Origin of the sequence: Acinetobacter portensis (genome assembly GCF_023158935.1) — a bacterium.
Lineage (GTDB): Bacteria > Pseudomonadota > Gammaproteobacteria > Pseudomonadales > Moraxellaceae > Acinetobacter > Acinetobacter faecalis.
The window spans coordinates 1,093,156-1,110,891 of record NZ_CP096120.1 but is presented as its reverse complement, the minus strand read 5'-3'; the positions used below and the strand labels follow the sequence as shown (position 1 = coordinate 1,110,891).

Genomic DNA, 17,736 nt, shown 5'->3' with positions numbered 1-17,736 from the left:
CTTGGTATTTTTCCTTAAAGTAAGCGCATTATTTTTATGCATACTCTCCTTTTATGAATTTTAGATTTTTTGCATTTGGAATGAGTGCCTTGTTTGGCTTAGTTGTTTGCATGGTCATATTAACCATGATCGGAAGCCAATTCCTCACAAAAGATCAATTATCCGTACTTATTGAACCCACTTTCTTTTTTGGTTTTGTTGTTATTGGTTTTTTTATTGCGCAAAAAGCATTGCCCAACAAATATATTCATTCAACGGTCTTAGCGCTTATTCTTGTTGCATTTATGGCATTATTTTTAGATGTTGTAAAACAAGTTCCGACAAATTTATGGAAGTTTTTAGGATTAAGTTTTGTACTGATGCAAGTTGGAATAGGCTTACATTTAGCTTTAAAACATTTTAAGAAATAATCACTTTTATAAATAAAAAAGAGGCTCTAAAGCCTCTTTTTTATTTAAATATTAAACTTCACTTGGATTTGTTAGTTCAGTCATTGGCCAACGTGGCGTAGTTGTTACAGATAATCCATCTTGCTGACCCGCTTTTAAACGTTGATAACCTGCAAATGCAATCATTGCACCATTATCTGTACATAAAGCTGGCTCTGCATAATAAACAGATGCACGAATTTTATTTAAATCTGCTTCTAAACGTTCACGTAAACGCTTGTTTGCACTTACACCACCTGCAATTACCAAACGTTTTAAACCTGTTTGCTTTAAGGCTTTTACAGATTTTTTAACCAAAGTATCCACTAAAGCTTCTTGGAAACTTGCAGCAATATCTTCATCACGTTTTTCGCCATCTAACTTTTTAAGTTGCACTGAAACTGCAGTTTTTAAACCACTAAATGAAAAAGTTAGACCTTGATGTAACATTGGGCGTGGGAATTCAAAGGCATCTTTATTGCCTTTTTCTGCCAAACGAGAAATATTTGGTCCACCCGGATAAGGCAATTTCAACATTTTAGCCACTTTATCAAATGCTTCACCTGCCGCATCATCAATTGACTCACCAAGTAATTCATATTGCCCAATTCCGTACGCAGCCATAAGTTGTGTATGACCACCAGAGACCAATAAAGCGACAAACGGAAATTCCGGTGGAGTTTCCGATAATAATGGTGCAAGCATATGACCTTCCATATGATGAACACCAATCGCAGGTTTATTTAAAGCAAATGCTAACGTTCTGCCAAATAAAGCACCTGTCATTAATGCGCCCATTAAGCCCGGACCACGTGTGTAAGCAATCGCATCAATTTCAGATTTTTTTACGTTACTTTCATCAAGTAACTGATTAATTAATGGAATTAACTTTCTCACATGATCACGAGATGCAAGCTCTGGTACTACACCACCATATTCGGCATGCAATTTAATTTGGCTATAAAGTACCTGCCCTCGTAACCCTAACTCGCTGTCATACAAAGCAAGTCCTGTTTCATCACAAGAAGTTTCTAAGCCCAAAACGATCATTAAATTGCCTATAAATTATATCAAATCAAATGCGAAGCCTATTATAGACTTGTGGTATGAGATGTAAATGAGTAAAATACTGCACTTCACTTGTGATCTAAGACAATTCGGTCTAGATCTTATCCATAACTTAATGAGGATTCTTCATGCCACAAGTTAAATTGAAAGAAGGCGAACCAGTAGACGTAGCTATCCGTCGTTTCAAACGTTCATGCGAAAAAGCTGGTGTTTTAGCTGACGTTCGTAAACGCGAATTCTACGAAAAACCAACTCAAGAACGTAAACGTAAAAAAGCTGCTGCTGTTAAACGCTACCAAAAGAAATTGGCGCGTGAATCAGTACGTACTACTCGCCTTTACTAAGATTAATTTGTGATTGACTGCCTGGACTAAATAAATGACTACTTTAAAAACCCAAATTATGGACGTTTTGAAAGCAACAATGCGTGCTAAAGAAATGGACAAATTGACGGTAATTCGTAGTTTACAGGCGGCAATTAAGCAAATCGAAGTCGATGATCGTAAAGAGCTTGACGACGCTCAAGTTCTTGCGGTTATTGAAAAGCAAATAAAACAACGTAAAGAATCGATTAAAGCCTTTCTAGGTGCTAATCGAGATGATTTAGCTAGTAAAGAGCAAGCCGAACTTGAGGTTTTATCTCAATTTCTACCAGAAGCTATGACTGAGGAAGAGCTTGATTCTATCATTGCGCAAACGATCATTGCGCAAGAAGCTACTAGCATGAAAGATATGGGTAAGGTGATGAACTCTCTGCGTCCGCTCATAGCCGGGCGCGCCGATCCTTCTCTAGTTTCTAGCAAAATTAAAGCGAAACTGGCTTAATATCTTAAATCAATATCTTAAATCAATAAAATTACGTTGAACTGTCTTTATAAAAAGTCAGTTCATAACGTCAAAATTATAAAAATAAAGTTCATCTAGTTCTATCGAAAACCCAAATAAAATCACCTGTTAAAGCTTATATTGTCTTTCTTTCTGCATTTCCGTTAAACGCTTTTTAATTGTATCTGACATAGCTAAATTGTCTTTAGATAAACGTTGTGCATGCAAAAGTGATTTAATCGCATTATCTTCCAAGCCTGACCAATACTGCACTTCCGCCCTGTATCGCAATACGTTAACTGTACGTAGAGGATTGGCTTTATCTGCATTTGCAGACTGCTGCATAAGCAACCATGCATTAGAATCAATCGGATTTTTTCGAATAAATCTTTGAACAGTCGCTTGCGCTTCAGCTTGCATATTTTTTCGAATAAACACTTCTGCAAGTTTAAAATTTAAGGCTCTATTTTCAGGCGTGACTTTAGCAATTGACTGAATTTCACTTAAAGCCAAATCAATTTTATTTTGGGCTAAATAAATATCTGTCTGAATTAAAGTTAAAAGATTATGTGGCGTATTATGTTGTTTAGCCGCATTTAACGCATTTTGAGCGGAGTTATATTCCCCTGAATTTAAATAATAAGCTGCCAATGCAATTTGGCTAGGCAAAGTATTGCGAGCAGCCATATTTTTAAGCTGTTGCTCTGTACGCTGATTCGATAAAACCGCAGTATATTGTTTTAGTATTTCAAAATCTGTTTGATCTAGTTTTTGACGTACTTTTGGAAGTTGTCTTGCACGTAAACGCGCTTCACTCATTCGCTCAGTTGTGAGCGGATGGGTAAACCAAAAATCTGGTAGATAACTCACACGCGCAGTAGCACGGTTCATCACCTCAAAAAAGTCTGCCATACCTTCAGGGTTATAACCTGCCGCATACATATATTGCATGCCAATACGGTCAGCTTCGCGCTCTTGGTTACGGCTATACGAAAGTTGTTTGTCTATTAACGCTGCTTGCGAGCCTAACATCACAGCAGCACCAGCATTTGAGTCCGACTGCGTTGCAACCAAAGCACCAACTAAAATACCCGCCAAAGCCAATAAACCTTGCCCTTTAAATGCTTCTTGTGACCGACTGTAATGACGTTGTGTTACATGTGCAATTTCATGTGACATTACCCCTACCACTTCATCCATTGTTCTTGCTGAAGTAATCAATCCTGTATTTAAAGCAAATAAACCACCAGGCACCGCAAAGGCATTAATTTGATTATCGTTAATAACAACAAGACCAACAGGTTTCGAAAGTTGAGTTTGGCTTAAAATTTGTGAAAATGTTGAAAATAATTGATCTTCTAGCCACGGATTATTCAAAATTGGCATTTGTCGATGAACTTCTCGATATACTTTTTCGCCAATAAATTTTTCATTTTGTTGATCTAACAGACCAACACCACTGCCAATTTCAGGAACAGTAAATTGAGTTTTTTGATTGAATGAAAATGAATCATCATGGGCACATGTAATTGCCGAACTTAATCCAAGCCCAACCGCAAAAATAATTTTTTTCAAAATTAAACTCAATCCCTAAGATACTCAACTTATAAAATATAGCACTCAAATATGAAGATTAATGCAAAGATCTGTTATTCGATTGCAGAAATTTCTTTATTCACAATATATTGTGGTTGCTTCCCTTCCAAAACATCGACTAAATTTTGATAAGCAAGCTCTGCCATTTTTTTACGTGTGCTTGTTGTTGCAGACCCAATATGCGGCAAAGTAACCACATTATCTAAGTGAAATAACTCAGAACTTTGCAATGGCTCAGTTTCATAAACATCTAAACCTGCTGCGAATATTCTTTTATTTTTTAATGCCTCTATTAAGGCGATTTCATCAATAACAGAACCACGGGAAATATTGATAATGACCGCATGTTTCTGCATTAAATTAAATTCTTTTTCACTTATTAAAGCCTTAGATTCTGCATTTAAATCTACAGCTACAACTATAAAATCTGCACGTTTAAGTAAATCATTCAGTTCGCAATATTCTGCATTTAAAGATTGAGCAACTTCTAATTTTGGTTTTCTATTATGGTATAAAATATTCATATTAAAGCCATAAAAACCACGTCGTGCAATTGCTGCACCAATATGCCCTAACCCTATAATTCCAAGTGTCTTTCCATGCACATCCAAACCAAATTGCCCCACCCCAACAGTACGTTTCCATTCACCATTTTTCACCCAAACATCGAGTGATGGAACTTTTCTAGCCGCACTCATAAGCAAAGTAAATGCTAAGTCTGCTGTGCTTTCTGTAAGTACGTGTGGCGTATTACAAAGTAGAATTTTCTGCTGATTCAAATAATTTAGATCATAATTATCATAACCAACACTTACACTAGAAATAACTTTTAGCTGAGTTGCAGAAGATAAGTTACTTTCGTTAAGTAAGCGACCTGCGCCGATTAAACCGTTGGCATCTTTTACTTCTTTTAAAATCTGTGCATTCACATCCCCATTTTTAGGGTTAATGATGCTGACTTGATATTTTTCTTGAAGTTTTTCTAATATTTCTAAATCTATTTGGCTAAATACAACAACTTTTTTCTTCATTCCCTTTCCAATATTTAGACTTTATTTTGTATAAATTTCCATAATCTCTTTTTCAAGAGTGGCTCATCTAACATTTCCTGTAAACTTGCCAAATGCATTATATTTGATTTTGTGTAATGAGGAACTTGCCCTAAAACCAACACGGTTTTTTCTGTGGAAATAACATCTAAAAAGCCTTGAATAAAGCTTTCCACACCATAACCATCTTGTAATTCAGGCAATGCAAAAGGCCAATTCAATTCAGTAAATTCCGCTTGAACAGCACGTTGAATATTCGACCACAACAATTGCTGATCTGAAGTAATATTCGTACCTTCCATAAGAATAACAAGGTGTGACAACACTAAAGCCTGAATATTAAATGGCTGTAAAATAACATTTGGACGTAGTTCTTGTTCGACTGCCTCAATGGGTTCTTCTTTTTGTTCAAGCTTCCCTTGAACTTGTTTTGACTGTTCTGCTTCAAATGACAAGATTGGATCATTGAGAAGTTCATCTGTTGTAGATATTTCAACATGTGATGTGATATCCAACATTACTTCAGGCGTATTTTGATCTCGCCAAATTGTAGATTGAGGTAATTGTTGGCACATTGCTCCTTTAGAAACCCAAATATCGATTCCTAAATTTGCTAATACTTCACGTGAATGCCCAATCATCAAATTATCTACACTCAATTATCTATTAAACTACTATGTCTATTCTAACGAGAATACGTTTAATATTCTCTTATATTTAAATCACTATGTTAAATAATAATCAAACTATTTTTCTTATGCATAAGTTTAACAATTTCATCACTCTCAAAACCCAATCGCCAATATAAAAGCTCTAAAACATCTAACTCATCTTGTGTGATAATTCGATCATTCCACAAGCAAACTTCAGCAATGCTTAGAATATTTAAACGCTCACGCAATAACAAACCAGACATATCTTGCAAAATTTCTGCTAAATCTATCGGCTCATCGGAAATATCTTCGTACAAAATAGCTTCTTCAGGGCTTAATATTCGATTTAGAATTCGCTCTCTTACTTCTAATTGGCTTTCACTATTAATTTGCTGAACGTGTAATAGCGCATCAATTAAACGCACTATATGCATTTTTACTTCTTCTAAAGACGTTGGAATATGCGGTGGCAATAAATTCACTTCATATTTAACACGCTCTAAAAGCAATGCATCTAGCAGACCAATTTCACCATCTTCTTGAATAATTTTAGCAAGCTTTGTTAAAAATTGACGTGCAACACTTGCAGGCATACTGCCAATATTTCCACATGCCTCATGGAAAATTGCCACGTGTGTACGACCATCTTCATTAAGAAGTGCATCCACAATTGCACGACTAACTTCAGCCTCCGCCGGTATAAACTCTCTATACTGACGAATCATTAAAATAGCAACCATAACTTCCCGAGAACCAGTTGCTGTTTGCAAGGCTCGCTGAATAAGCTCTGGACGTTCCATGTTTGCACGTACTTCTGGATTAAGTGGCTTAATTGCATCTTTTAAAGCAAAACTAATCGGTGATAAACGCAATAGCGGCAATGGCTGTGGTGATTGCCATGGCACTGAATATTCACTACTAAATTCTTCAAGTGGTCTAAACAAACTAAACCAAGGCAAATAGCGTATCTTTTTTAAATTTTCAAGTTGCAAGTCTTTTACCAAAGTTGAATCTAATTCAAATATTCGCGCTTCAATACTTGGGTGAATATTCATCCAACTTTGAGGGCTTAATGAGTTCGCAAAACACATATGTGAAATAGATTCAGAAAATTCACTATGAATTTGTGAACCTGCATGATGAACATAAATACGTAATAAAATTTGAATATTCGCATTATTTTTTATTAATTCTTTTGTACTTAAATCATTTTCAAACGTGCGCCCACTTAAAGTTATATATTTAACCAAGCGATTAATTAACACACCCAAACTACCAAATAGCCAAATTACACCACCAAGCGCAATAAAAGCTGTTGAAAGTTTATGCGGATCTTGCATGTAATTACGATTAAATCCACGTTTAGCCAATTTACTTCCTAGTTGACCAAATGACGTTAGACTACTGTATAAAATCTTAATTTTGGTATTTTCAGCCGTTTCACCCGACAAAATTCGGTTAAATTCATGGCTCAATAAACCATATAACTCTTGCCGATCTAAATTTTGCAGTGCACCCCAAGTTAAAATAATCACAATATCTTTGGGGTAAAACCCTGCAGTTAATGCATTCACACCAACTTCATCTGCCAGAACATAAACAGCAGGTGTTTCTATATTAAATTTTTCTGATAATTTAGCGACAATAGTAAGTGCTGCATGTTCTTCTGGCGTGCTTTCTAAAAAATTTAATGATCTTGCTTTAAGCTTTCTAGCTAATGAATGACCGCCAGAACGAAATACATAGCACTCAATTGCAATTGAAATACCCATAATAGATAAAATCAAAATTGCAAAACTAAGGCTAAAATCATTCCATAAGATGGCTTGGCTTTCATCGAAATAATGCACTAAAACACCAAGCAAAATATTTAAAATGCTGAGTGTTAAAATAACAGCAATAGCCCAAATAAATGTCGCTAAAACCATATTTTTATTTTTTATAAAATAACAACTTACATCATTCAATGTAAATTTTCCCAATATTTTTAGTGTATAGCTACATCATAAATTAAAAAAGCGGGAATTTCCCGCTTTTCTAAATCTAAGAAAATCTTTATCCTTCTTGTAGACCTGTTAAATCTACAGAAGCAGCATCAACATTTACGTCGATGTAAGGATCTTTTTTAGCTTTTGCAGATTCACTGCGTTGCTTTTGAAGGTTATCTAAGTATTGCTCGTCAATTCCACCAGCAACATAAACACCATCAAATACAGAACAGTCAAAATCTTTAACTTCAGGAACTTTGGTCGTTCTTACTGCATCTTTTAAATCTTCCAAATCTTGGAAAATTAAACGATCTGCACCAATAATTTCACGAATTTCTTCAACGCTACGTTCAGATGCAATAAGTTCTGATTTCACCGGCATATCAATACCGTACACGTTTGGATATTTCACCATTGGTGCAGCAGAAGCAAAGAATACTTTTTTCGCGCCTGAATCACGTGCCATTTGAATAATTTCATTACACGTTGTACCACGTACAATTGAGTCATCTACAAGTAAAACATTCTTGTTTTGGAACTCAAGTTCTACAGGATTTAGCTTTTGGCGTACAGATTTTTCACGTTGCTGCTGACCAGGCATAATAAAAGTACGACCGATATAACGGTTTTTCATGAAGCCTTCACGGAATTTTACGCCCAAGAAGTTTGCAAGCTCTAATGCCGAAGTACGTGAAGTATCTGGAATTGGAATAACAACATCAATATCGTGTTCTTCGCCCCACTCACGCGAAATTTTTTGCGCAAGCTTTTCACCCATTTTCAAACGAGCTTTATAAACTGAAATACCATCAATTGTTGCATCTGGACGTGCAAAATAAACATATTCAAAAATACATGGACGATATTCTGGATTTTCAGCACATTGCTTCGTGAATAACTGACCTTCGTTATTAATTAAGATAGCTTCACCAGGTAGAACATCACGCTCAACTTTAAAACCTAATGCCGTTAATGCAACAGATTCTGAAGCTAAGATATATTCTTTACCATCAACAGTATCACGCGAACCTAAAATTAATGGACGAATACCATTTGGGTCACGGAAACCAACAATGCCATGATCTGTAATCATTGCAACAACTGCATAACCACCTTTGCAACGCTCATGTACACGAGTTACAACATGGAAAATATCATCGGCAGTTGGATTTAACTTGCCACGTTTTTGCAATTCATGTGCAAATACGTTTAATAATACTTCTGAATCTGAATCTGTATTCATATGACGTAAGTCAGTTTTGAATAGATCATCATGAATTTCTTTAGCATTGGTCAAGTTACCATTATGCGCCAAAGTAATACCGTATGGTGAGTTCACATAGAACGGTTGTGCTTCTGCACTGCTTGAAGAACCCGCAGTTGGATAACGCACATGACCAATACCGTAGTTACCTTTTAAGGCACGCATATGACGAGTATGGAATACATCACGCACCATACCATTGTCTTTACGAAGGAATAAACGTCCATCGTGACATGTCACTATTCCTGCTGCGTCTTGTCCACGATGTTGCAACATCGTCAAAGCATCAAACAACATTTGGTTAACAGGTGACTTACCAGCTATACCAACAACTCCACACATAACAACCTCGCAGACAAGCTAGGATTAATAAAAAGGATTATTCGTTGATTCACCCGATTTCTCACTGTTTTTATGTGAGTTTTCAGGTGCTGAATCTGAAGATGTCGGGGCATCTTCAGACTTCATGTGCTTTAACGCTTCATTTGCAGCTTCTTTAGACAATGCAGATGCCCAAGGCGCATATGGCAGCAAGTTTTGTATAAATTTAGACTGCTTCCAATGTGGTGAGCTTTCCACCCAAGGTCCAATTCCTTGCATAGTGATAAGTACAACCAACAAACCTTTTAACGTTCCAAAAGCACCACCTGCCAATCTATTTAAAGGGCCAAGTTTAAGTGATTTTAAAATTCCATTTAAAAGGTAGGTCACAATCCATGTTGATACAATAATAACCAAAACAATGAAAGCGAATGCAGATATCTTTTGAACAACAGGATCTGAGCTCAATGCGGACATTAGTGGTGCTAAGCTAGATGAGTATTTTGCAGCAACAATTAATGCAAAAATCCATCCAACCAAGTTCGCAAAGGCTTTAATAAATCCTTGTCGCAAACCGTTTAGCCCTCCAATGAGCAAAATGATCAATATAAAGATATCTATCGTATTCATATTAAAGCGCGTTAATACAATCTTTAACTAAGTCTGGACCTGTATAGATTAAACCACTATACACCTGAACAAGACTTGCACCAGCTTCACGCTTAGCAACAGCTTGCTCACCAGACAAAATTCCACCAACACCAATTAATGGAACTTCACCATTCAATGCTTTTGAAAATGCAGCCAAACATGCTGTACTTTTTTCAAAAACAGGCGCACCCGATAAACCACCCGCTTCTTCTGCAAATGGCAAACCTTCAACGCCTTCACGTGACAATGTTGTATTTGTCACAATCAAACCATCAATCTTAAATTCAATCAGCTGTTTTGAAATGAATTGAACATCTTCAGCTTCAAGATCTGGTGCAACTTTAAGAACCAAAGGTACATAGTGAGAATTTTCTTCAGCCAATTCTAGTTGACGCTTTTTCAGTGTAGATAATAACTCTGTTAAAGCATCGCCACTTTGTAAACTACGTAGGTTCTTTGTATTTGGAGATGAAATATTCACCGTAATATAAGATGCGTAGTTATAAACTTTCTCTAAGCAAATGAGATAATCGTCTACAGCATTTTCTACAGGTGTATCGGCATTTTTACCAATGTTAATACCCAAAATTCCTTTGAACTTTGATGCTTTCACATTTTCAATAAGTTTATCTACACCATCATTATTAAAACCCATACGGTTAATAATGGCTTTTGCTTTTGGTAAGCGGAATAAACGAGGGTGCGGATTGCCAGCTTGTGGACGTGGTGTAATTGTACCAATTTCGATAAAACCAAAACCTAAATCTGCTAATGCATCAATATAGGCACCGTTTTTATCTAGACCTGCTGCTAAACCTACAGGGTTTGGAAATTGAATTCCCATGCAGGTTACAGGTTTTGCGGGAACATTTTGTCGCATCAAGCCCATTTTATGGGTTGATTTCAATAAAGATAGTGTCAGCTCATGTGCACGCTCTGGTGCTAAAGAAAACAACAAAGGGCGAGCAAGAGAATACAACATATCGGTAAAAGTCTACTGCTTTTTAAGTCGACATATTATAGGCATAGGTCGTAGAAAACACCATGCTTTGCAGTGTTTTATTTTTACCGTTTAATACCCTGTTGTTGTTAATTTAAACTAATTGGCGTAATAAACTAAAATTATTCAGCACTTAAGTTTAATTGTGTTATTTGTGTAATAAATCTAGTTATTAACAATAAATTTACAAACACAAATAACAAGCCAAATTGAATACTTAACTACTTGGAATAAACGCCTTATTTAAGGTAGATAATCCATCTGCAATCACCAATTGATCGTAAATTCGTGCTTCTGCCAATTGATATGGATGAAATGATTCTGACGTTAAAATAGAAGAAATATGCGCAACCACATTCATGTGACAAACCACAGCAATCGACTCATACGGTAATTGAGACAACCACTCGACCGCAACTTTTGCATCATCTTCAGGTTTAATGGTATTGCAAATAACCACAGGCACATCTTTAAAATATGCTTTTAAATGTGCAAGTGTTTCCTGTGCACGCAATAAAGGACTCACGACAAATACTTCAGGCTTAATCACATCTTTTAAAAAATCAGCCGTTTCTTTGGCTTGATTATGACCACGCGCTGTTAAAGGTCTTTTATTGTCATTCCCCATAATTGCTGGAGCTGCTTCACCGTGACGAACAAGAGTAAGTTGCATAATACTGCCTATTTATTTTCTTAAAGTATAACGATTCAAAGATGGCAATTTAATGAAATTGCCATCTTTCTATTTTTTATTGTTGATGCGGTAAAATAAACTCAACATCACTTCGATGACCATTTTTCATCATAGAAAATGCGATGGAATTAACAGGCGCACCTTTGAAAATAATTTCATACAAGGCACACGTAATTGGCATATACACACCCAATGCTTCAGAACGGGTGCGTACTTGAATAATCGTATTAATACCTTCCGCAGTTTGACCAAGCTCAGTTGTTGCTTGCTCTAGCGTTTTCCCCTTACCTAAAGAATATCCCACTTGGTAATTACGGCTCAGTGGACTATTACACGTCGCAAATAGATCACCAACACCAGATAACCCTAAGAAGGTTAATGGATTTGCACCAAGCTCAACTGCAAATCGGCTCATTTCTGCCAAAGCACGCGTTAAAATCATACTTTTGGTGTTTTCACCAACACCAAATGCAGCAGCCATCCCCATTGCAACGGCATAAATATTTTTAAGTGCACCACCTAGCTCAACACCATTTACATCATCACTTGCGAACACACGGAAAAGCGCACTATGCAAAGCATGTTGAACCGCATTACGTACAAGCTCTGAATCACTTGCAATTACAGTACCCGCAGGCTGACCCGCTACAATTTCTTTGGCTAAGTTTGGTCCAGAAAGCACACCAAAAGGAACTTCAGGAAGTTCTTCTTGGATAATATCGCTCATAAAACTAAAGGTATCTGCCTCAATACCTTTTGTTAAAGAAACTACAGCTTGCGATGAAATATAAGGTTGGATCTGACGTAAAACTTCACGGAATGAATGACTTGGAATAGCAACTAAAATAATATCGCGGTCACGAACAGCAACTTCAATATCCGATACAGCTTTCAACTCTTTTTCTAAGGTGAAATCTGGCAAATAACGCTTATTAATATGCGTTTCATTTATTTCTTTAGCCGTTGCTTCATCACGAATCCAAATCATGGTGTCGCAACCATTACGTACGGTTGTATTTGCCATAGCCGTACCAAAACTACCACCACCTAAAACAGTTACGCGTAAGCCTGTGTTTTTTACTTCAGTTTCATTATTCAAAAAACTTGCAAAATCCAATTCACTCATTTTAATTTTCCAAAATCTAAATTACTTATTCCAAAAACTTACAAACTCATTTGTATGAATTTCACCGCGCGGTGGAATCGCTTTTACCGCTGTTCCAATATAAATAATGCCTGAAATTAAATCATTTTCACCTAATTTTAGTGCTTGTTTAAAATGATTCGATTCAACCACAGCACCACTACGCCACATGGTAGAAAAACCTTGCGATTGTAATGACAATAAAAAGTTTTGAATTGCTGCACCCGTACTTAAGGTTTGCTCAAAATAAGGAACTTTAGGATGATCAACAAATTGTGTTAACGCCAAAACCAATAATGGCGCACGATATGGATGATTTTTCACACGTTCTAATTGTGCAATTTCAGTTTGCCCAGTATCTGCCAAAGCTTGAGAAAGCAACTCGCCAAATGCTTCACGCTGATCTTCTGGAATCACCACAAAACGTGTTGGCTTTAAACGGTGATGATCTGGTGCTGTAAGTGCAGCAAGAAAAGCTTTTTCTAATTGTTCTGAATTGGGTGCTGGCTCAACCAAGTGACCAATAGACTGACGTTGATGAATATTTTGATGAATGATATCGACCGCTGTATCCGCCATTGACTTCATAATCTACTTAAAAATTTTATTAAGATTAGCATAAACTCAGGCATTCAAGACAAATGTGTTATGTAATTTCATAGGATAAAATCATGATTTTTTCCAATGCATGTGATTTATCACATTTTTCTTATATAAGACTGCTAATCTCATACAAACTCTTAATTATTTCAGCATAAAGCTATGTTCCAATATATTTAATATATCAGGAGAATAAACAAATGAATAAGACTCTAATTTTAGGTTCTACACTTGCCAGCGCTTTACTACTTGGTGCATGTAGCTCCAATCCTGTTAATAATACAATTGCTATTCAAAAACCAAATAACCAATACGAAGTTACAGGCTTAGGAAAATCCGAAGTCATTGCTAAAAACAATGCTGTGCTTGCTGCAAATAAAACGTGTGGTAAATCAATTGCTATCGTTTTAGATGAAAAAACCACTTATAACGGTGCACTCAAAGGCGTTGTAGATGAACAAACAGGAAAAATGATTCAAGCTGCCGCAGGAATTCTGGGTACTATTGCAGGTAAAAGTGCAGATATTTCAAAAGATGATGACTATCAAACAGTTCTAACATTTCAATGCCAAGCCAAATAATTTTCAAATGAAATACGCAATAAAAAACCGCTCAATTGAGCGGTTTTTTATTTATTTTTAATCATTAGATTTCATTTTCTAAAAACTGTTGCAATTAGCAATAACCATCTAAACGCGTAAGTGGTAATTTTTGTCCAATCGCTTTTTCAATTTCTGGTAAGTAGAACGCATCATCTTCAGATAAGAAACTGATACTCACACCACGTGTTCCCGCACGACCTGTACGACCAATACGGTGAACATAATCATCCGACTGCTCAGGTAAAGTGAAATTCACAACATGAGACACGCCATCTACATGAATACCACGACCCGCAACGTCAGTTGCAATCATAATATTGTGTTGACCATTTTTAAATTGATCTAACATTTTCAAACGCTTGTCTTGTGCAATTTCACCCGACAACATCACAACTTTATAACCATCACGTTTAAGATGATCATATAGCTTACGTACTTGATCACGGCGATTCGCAAAAATCATCACCTTTTCAATCGGTTCATCACGTAAAATTTCTTCTAACAATTTGTATTTGTCAGTTTTAGCCACCATATACACACGTTGTTCTACGTCTGCATTGGTTTTCTTTTCAGGTTCAATTTCAACAGTAACGGGTTCAAATAGCCATTGTTGTGCAAGATTTAAAACATCGTAGCTAAATGTTGCAGAGAACATGAGGGTTTGACGCTGTTCTTTACGTGGTGAATAGCGAACAATACGTTTTACTGAAGGAATAAAACCCATATCCAGTAAACGGTCTGCTTCGTCAATCACTAAAAATTCAATTTGATCTAACCAAACTTCTTTTTGCTCTACAAAGTCAATTAAACGACCTGGCGTTGCTACAATAATATCGACAAAGTTTTTGCTCAGTTCAGCTTTTTGCTTGTCAAAATCTACACCACCTAACAAAGTAACTAAATGTAGATCTGTAAACTTAGTAAGTTCTTTTGCATCACTTTCAATTTGCAATGCCAACTCACGCGTAGGCGCTAAAATAAGTGCACGAGTTTCACCACGGAAACGCTGTTCTTTAATCGGGTTATTTAATAAGTCATTAATTACACTAACAAGAAAGGCCGCAGTTTTACCTGTACCTGTCTGCGCGCGACCAATTGCATCGTGTCCCGCCAAAGTAAATTTTAAAACCTTTTCTTGAATTGATGTCATTTTAGTGAAGCCTAACGCATCAATTGCTTTTTTCAAATTTGGATGTAAATTTAAGGTTTCAAAACCAGCTGACATATTAATGTGCTCTAACTCATAAATAATAAATTTTATACATTATAAACAAAAAACGCTCCAATAAACATTGGAGCGTTTTCATTAGTCTAATTTTTCTATTAGTCTAACGGCTGAACTTCTTCAGCTTGGAAGCCTTTTTGGCCTTTAACAACACTGAATTCTACGCGTTGGCCGTCACGAAGTGAACGGTGGCCGTCGCCTTGAATAGCACGGAAATGAACGAATACGTCATCACCGCCATTGCGTTGAATGAAACCAAAACCTTTAGTGTCGTTAAACCACTTAACTACGCCTTGTTCGCGAGCAGCTGTCATTTAGTTAATCCTCATAGACTTAATTGAAGGACCACCCGGTGTTGCAAGCAGCAGACAAACAAAGCTTAAAAACATTTTTTTTATTTCCAAACTTATAATCATTCTGTAAAACTATTAACAAAATCCGGTTACATCCATTTCTAACTAGGTTGCCCAATAACTTTATAGTTACCGTAACATCTAATTCACTTTGAGCTTATCATGGGTTTATTACAAATAATAGAGTTTTTTCACATATCTTATTCAGATTTAATCATATTTATTTTTCGATAGTTAATTTAAATATCTAATCTTATTCAGAATAAATAAAAATTCACATTTTCGCTTTTTTCTGCCAATTTTTAGTATAATTGACCTGTTTTTAAACGGTTTTAAATTGAATGCAAGACGTAAAACAAACTCTAGATATTATAGATGCAATGGGCAAACCTTGCCCTATGCCCCTATTAATGCTAAAAAAAGCACTCAAAAATGCGTCAGGTCAGCAATTCTTACTGAAGTCATCTGACCCACATAGCCAACAAGATGTGCTGAGATATTGCGAACTCAACAAATTAAAATGTGAAGCTAAAAGTATTTCAAATCATGAATTTCATTATATAATTGCTCAATAATTCATTTTTTAATCCTTTGGCATAAAAAATTACATTTCTTCACCATTTCCACTTAATTTAGTTGGATATTCACATTAATATGAATGTCATTGATAATTCATCGACACATCCTAAAGGAGTTCCTATGAGTGACAGCCGCAATCAGTTGATGCCCCTGTCATTATCAGCACCAGGTTCAAACCTTGGGGCTTATATTAGTACTGTCAACCAAATTCCAATTTTAACTGCCGAACAAGAAAAAGAATTGGCTGATCGTTATTTCTACGATCAAGATTTAGACGCCGCAAAAATGTTAGTGATGTCTCACTTACGTTTCGTGGTTCATATTGCCCGCAGTTATGCAGGTTACGGTTTACCTCAAGGCGATTTAATTCAAGAAGGTAACTTAGGTTTAATGAAAGCAGTAAAACGTTTTGACCCAACGATGGGCGTACGTTTGGTTTCATTTGCCGTGCATTGGATTAAAGCCGAAATTCATGAATATGTTATTCGTAACTGGCGTATTGTTAAAATTGCGACCACAAAAGCACAGCGTAAATTATTCTTTAACTTACGTAGCTTAAAAAAATCTTCTAAAAAACTCACACTTGAAGAAGCACAGTCTATTGCAAAGGACTTAAACGTTACCGCAGAACAAGTGCTAGAAATGGAAGGTCGTTTAACTGCTTATGATGCTGCATTTGAAGCATCTGGCGATGATGACGATGAAGGCTCTACTTATGTAGCACCTGCACTATATTTAGAAGACAACCGTTACGATCCTGCAAAACTTGTTGAAAATGAAGATTATGAAGAGCAAAGTACAAATGCCCTTCACGATGCGATGGATCAACTAGATGATCGTTCACGCAACATCTTGCAACGTCGTTGGTTAGATGATGATAAGTCTACCCTACATGAACTTGCTGCTGAATATAATGTTTCGGCAGAACGTATTCGTCAGTTAGAAAAAAATGCGATGGAAAAAATTAAAGTTGCAATGTCTTCGAACTAATTTTTCAATATTTAAAAAAGGGCTTAGTGCCCTTTTTTAATGCTTTGGCGTTCTATTTCATTTAATCAAATAATGAAAATATGCTAAGGTTAAGCGCAAATTTTGTATAGGAGATTGGCTTATGTGGCTTGCGATATCTGCATTAAATTTAGCAATTGCAGTTATGTTAGGTGCATTTGGTGCACATGGTTTAAAAGCATATGCAACAGAAGCTCAATTAGGATGGTGGCAAACAGCAACCGACTACTTCTTCTATCATGCTTTAGGTTTATTGGTACTTTCAATTATTGCGAAAGTTGTTCCACAAATACCTATTAAAATTAGTTTCCTACTGATACAAATTGGCATTTTATTTTTCTGCGGTTCTTTATATATCATGGCTTTAGGATTACCACGTGGTTTGGGTGCAATTACACCTATTGGTGGTGCACTCATGATTGCAGGATGGCTAGTCCTTGCATGGAATGCATTTAAATACACGAAATGATGACAATTTAGGGATAAAAACGTGCAAATTTATTTAAATGGCGAACTTCAAAATACAACATGTTCCAACTTATTAGAACTTATTCAGGAACTTGCATTAGAAGGCAAACGCTTTGCTGTTGAACACAATGAAATGATCATTGCTAAAAGCAAATTACAGCAAACGATGATTCATGAAAATGATCGAATAGAAGTTATACATGCCGTCGGTGGCGGTTAA

General features: G+C 36.2%; 21 protein-coding genes. 8 read left to right on the top strand and 13 right to left on the bottom strand.

The window, feature by feature from the left end; genetic code table 11:
• Positions 1-53 precede the first annotated feature (53 nt).
• On the top strand, positions 54-410 hold the full coding sequence (locus MZO21_RS05555; protein ID WP_248129650.1) for a hypothetical protein: 357 nt from the start codon (positions 54-56) through the stop codon (positions 408-410).
• Between the two features lie 51 nt (positions 411-461).
• Here the strand turns inward: MZO21_RS05555 and tsaD are convergent, their stop codons facing one another.
• On the bottom strand, positions 462-1,478 hold the full coding sequence (gene tsaD / locus MZO21_RS05550) for a tRNA (adenosine(37)-N6)-threonylcarbamoyltransferase complex transferase subunit TsaD (RefSeq protein WP_154772164.1): 1,017 nt from the start codon (positions 1,476-1,478) through the stop codon (positions 462-464).
• 146 nt (positions 1,479-1,624) lie between these two features.
• On the opposite strand from tsaD, the gene rpsU reads away from it, so the two are divergent.
• Positions 1,625-1,840 carry a 30S ribosomal protein S21 gene (gene rpsU, locus MZO21_RS05545; protein ID WP_001136722.1) on the top strand — a complete coding sequence of 72 codons (216 nt, stop codon included), beginning with the start codon at positions 1,625-1,627 and terminating at the stop codon, positions 1,838-1,840.
• A gap of 34 nt (positions 1,841-1,874) precedes the next feature.
• Positions 1,875-2,321 carry a GatB/YqeY domain-containing protein gene (locus MZO21_RS05540; RefSeq protein ID WP_154772165.1) on the top strand — a complete coding sequence of 149 codons (447 nt, stop codon included), beginning with the start codon at positions 1,875-1,877 and terminating at the stop codon, positions 2,319-2,321.
• A 129-nt stretch (positions 2,322-2,450) separates the two neighbouring features.
• On the opposite strand, the gene MZO21_RS05535 is transcribed toward MZO21_RS05540, so the two are convergent.
• The 10 genes from MZO21_RS05535 to MZO21_RS05490 all read right to left on the bottom strand — a co-directional run bounded on the left by MZO21_RS05535 (position 2,451) and on the right by MZO21_RS05490 (position 13,260).
• Positions 2,451-3,896: a M48 family metalloprotease gene (locus MZO21_RS05535; protein WP_154772166.1), complete on the bottom strand. Its 1,446-nt coding sequence runs from the start codon at positions 3,894-3,896 to the stop codon at positions 2,451-2,453.
• Between the two features lie 74 nt (positions 3,897-3,970).
• On the bottom strand, positions 3,971-4,948 hold the full coding sequence (locus MZO21_RS05530) for a 2-hydroxyacid dehydrogenase (protein WP_154772167.1): 978 nt from the start codon (positions 4,946-4,948) through the stop codon (positions 3,971-3,973).
• 14 nt (positions 4,949-4,962) lie between these two features.
• Positions 4,963-5,625, bottom strand: coding sequence for a hypothetical protein (locus MZO21_RS05525; protein ID WP_248102271.1), 663 nt, complete (start codon positions 5,623-5,625; stop codon positions 4,963-4,965).
• Positions 5,626-5,696: 71 nt separating this feature from the next.
• Complete coding sequence (locus tag MZO21_RS05520) at positions 5,697-7,586, bottom strand: M48 family metalloprotease (protein ID WP_248102268.1); 1,890 nt, start codon at positions 7,584-7,586, stop codon at positions 5,697-5,699.
• An 88-nt stretch (positions 7,587-7,674) separates the two neighbouring features.
• Positions 7,675-9,213: an amidophosphoribosyltransferase gene (gene purF, locus MZO21_RS05515; protein WP_154772170.1), complete on the bottom strand. Its 1,539-nt coding sequence runs from the start codon at positions 9,211-9,213 to the stop codon at positions 7,675-7,677.
• A gap of 24 nt (positions 9,214-9,237) precedes the next feature.
• A complete protein-coding gene (locus MZO21_RS05510; RefSeq protein WP_154772171.1) occupies positions 9,238-9,822 on the bottom strand; it encodes a CvpA family protein in 585 nt (194 codons plus the stop codon).
• A 1-nt stretch (position 9,823) separates the two neighbouring features.
• Positions 9,824-10,825 carry a quinone-dependent dihydroorotate dehydrogenase gene (locus tag MZO21_RS05505; RefSeq protein WP_154772172.1) on the bottom strand — a complete coding sequence of 334 codons (1,002 nt, stop codon included), beginning with the start codon at positions 10,823-10,825 and terminating at the stop codon, positions 9,824-9,826.
• 235 nt (positions 10,826-11,060) lie between these two features.
• The gene (locus tag MZO21_RS05500; protein ID WP_154772173.1) at positions 11,061-11,516 is read right to left on the bottom strand and encodes a phosphoglycerate mutase family protein; all 456 of its coding nucleotides are present in this window, start codon (positions 11,514-11,516) and stop codon (positions 11,061-11,063) included.
• Between the two features lie 76 nt (positions 11,517-11,592).
• Positions 11,593-12,663, bottom strand: a complete 1,071-nt coding sequence (locus tag MZO21_RS05495; RefSeq protein WP_154772174.1) for an NAD(P)H-dependent glycerol-3-phosphate dehydrogenase — start codon at positions 12,661-12,663, stop codon at positions 11,593-11,595.
• A gap of 21 nt (positions 12,664-12,684) precedes the next feature.
• Positions 12,685-13,260: a nitroreductase family protein gene (locus tag MZO21_RS05490; protein WP_154772175.1), complete on the bottom strand. Its 576-nt coding sequence runs from the start codon at positions 13,258-13,260 to the stop codon at positions 12,685-12,687.
• A gap of 221 nt (positions 13,261-13,481) precedes the next feature.
• Here MZO21_RS05490 and MZO21_RS05485 point away from each other — a divergent pair, with 221 nt between their 5' ends.
• Positions 13,482-13,862 (top strand): hypothetical protein, encoded by a 381-nt coding sequence (locus tag MZO21_RS05485; protein ID WP_154772176.1) that lies wholly within the window; start codon positions 13,482-13,484, stop codon positions 13,860-13,862.
• Positions 13,863-13,956: 94 nt separating this feature from the next.
• On the opposite strand, the gene rhlB is transcribed toward MZO21_RS05485, so the two are convergent.
• Positions 13,957-15,108 (bottom strand): ATP-dependent RNA helicase RhlB, encoded by a 1,152-nt coding sequence (gene rhlB, locus MZO21_RS05480; protein ID WP_154772177.1) that lies wholly within the window; start codon positions 15,106-15,108, stop codon positions 13,957-13,959.
• Positions 15,109-15,206: 98 nt separating this feature from the next.
• Positions 15,207-15,422, bottom strand: coding sequence for a cold-shock protein (locus MZO21_RS05475; protein ID WP_004280099.1), 216 nt, complete (start codon positions 15,420-15,422; stop codon positions 15,207-15,209).
• A gap of 380 nt (positions 15,423-15,802) precedes the next feature.
• Between MZO21_RS05475 and MZO21_RS05470 the strand changes: the two genes are divergently transcribed.
• The 4 genes from MZO21_RS05470 to thiS all read left to right on the top strand — a co-directional run bounded on the left by MZO21_RS05470 (position 15,803) and on the right by thiS (position 17,736).
• Positions 15,803-16,036 carry a sulfurtransferase TusA family protein gene (locus MZO21_RS05470; protein ID WP_154772178.1) on the top strand — a complete coding sequence of 78 codons (234 nt, stop codon included), beginning with the start codon at positions 15,803-15,805 and terminating at the stop codon, positions 16,034-16,036.
• Between the two features lie 124 nt (positions 16,037-16,160).
• Positions 16,161-17,030: an RNA polymerase sigma factor RpoH gene (gene rpoH, locus MZO21_RS05465; RefSeq protein ID WP_154772179.1), complete on the top strand. Its 870-nt coding sequence runs from the start codon at positions 16,161-16,163 to the stop codon at positions 17,028-17,030.
• A 121-nt stretch (positions 17,031-17,151) separates the two neighbouring features.
• Positions 17,152-17,517, top strand: coding sequence for a DUF423 domain-containing protein (locus MZO21_RS05460; protein ID WP_154772180.1), 366 nt, complete (start codon positions 17,152-17,154; stop codon positions 17,515-17,517).
• A 21-nt stretch (positions 17,518-17,538) separates the two neighbouring features.
• Positions 17,539-17,736, top strand: a complete 198-nt coding sequence (thiS, locus tag MZO21_RS05455; RefSeq protein ID WP_171501214.1) for a sulfur carrier protein ThiS — start codon at positions 17,539-17,541, stop codon at positions 17,734-17,736.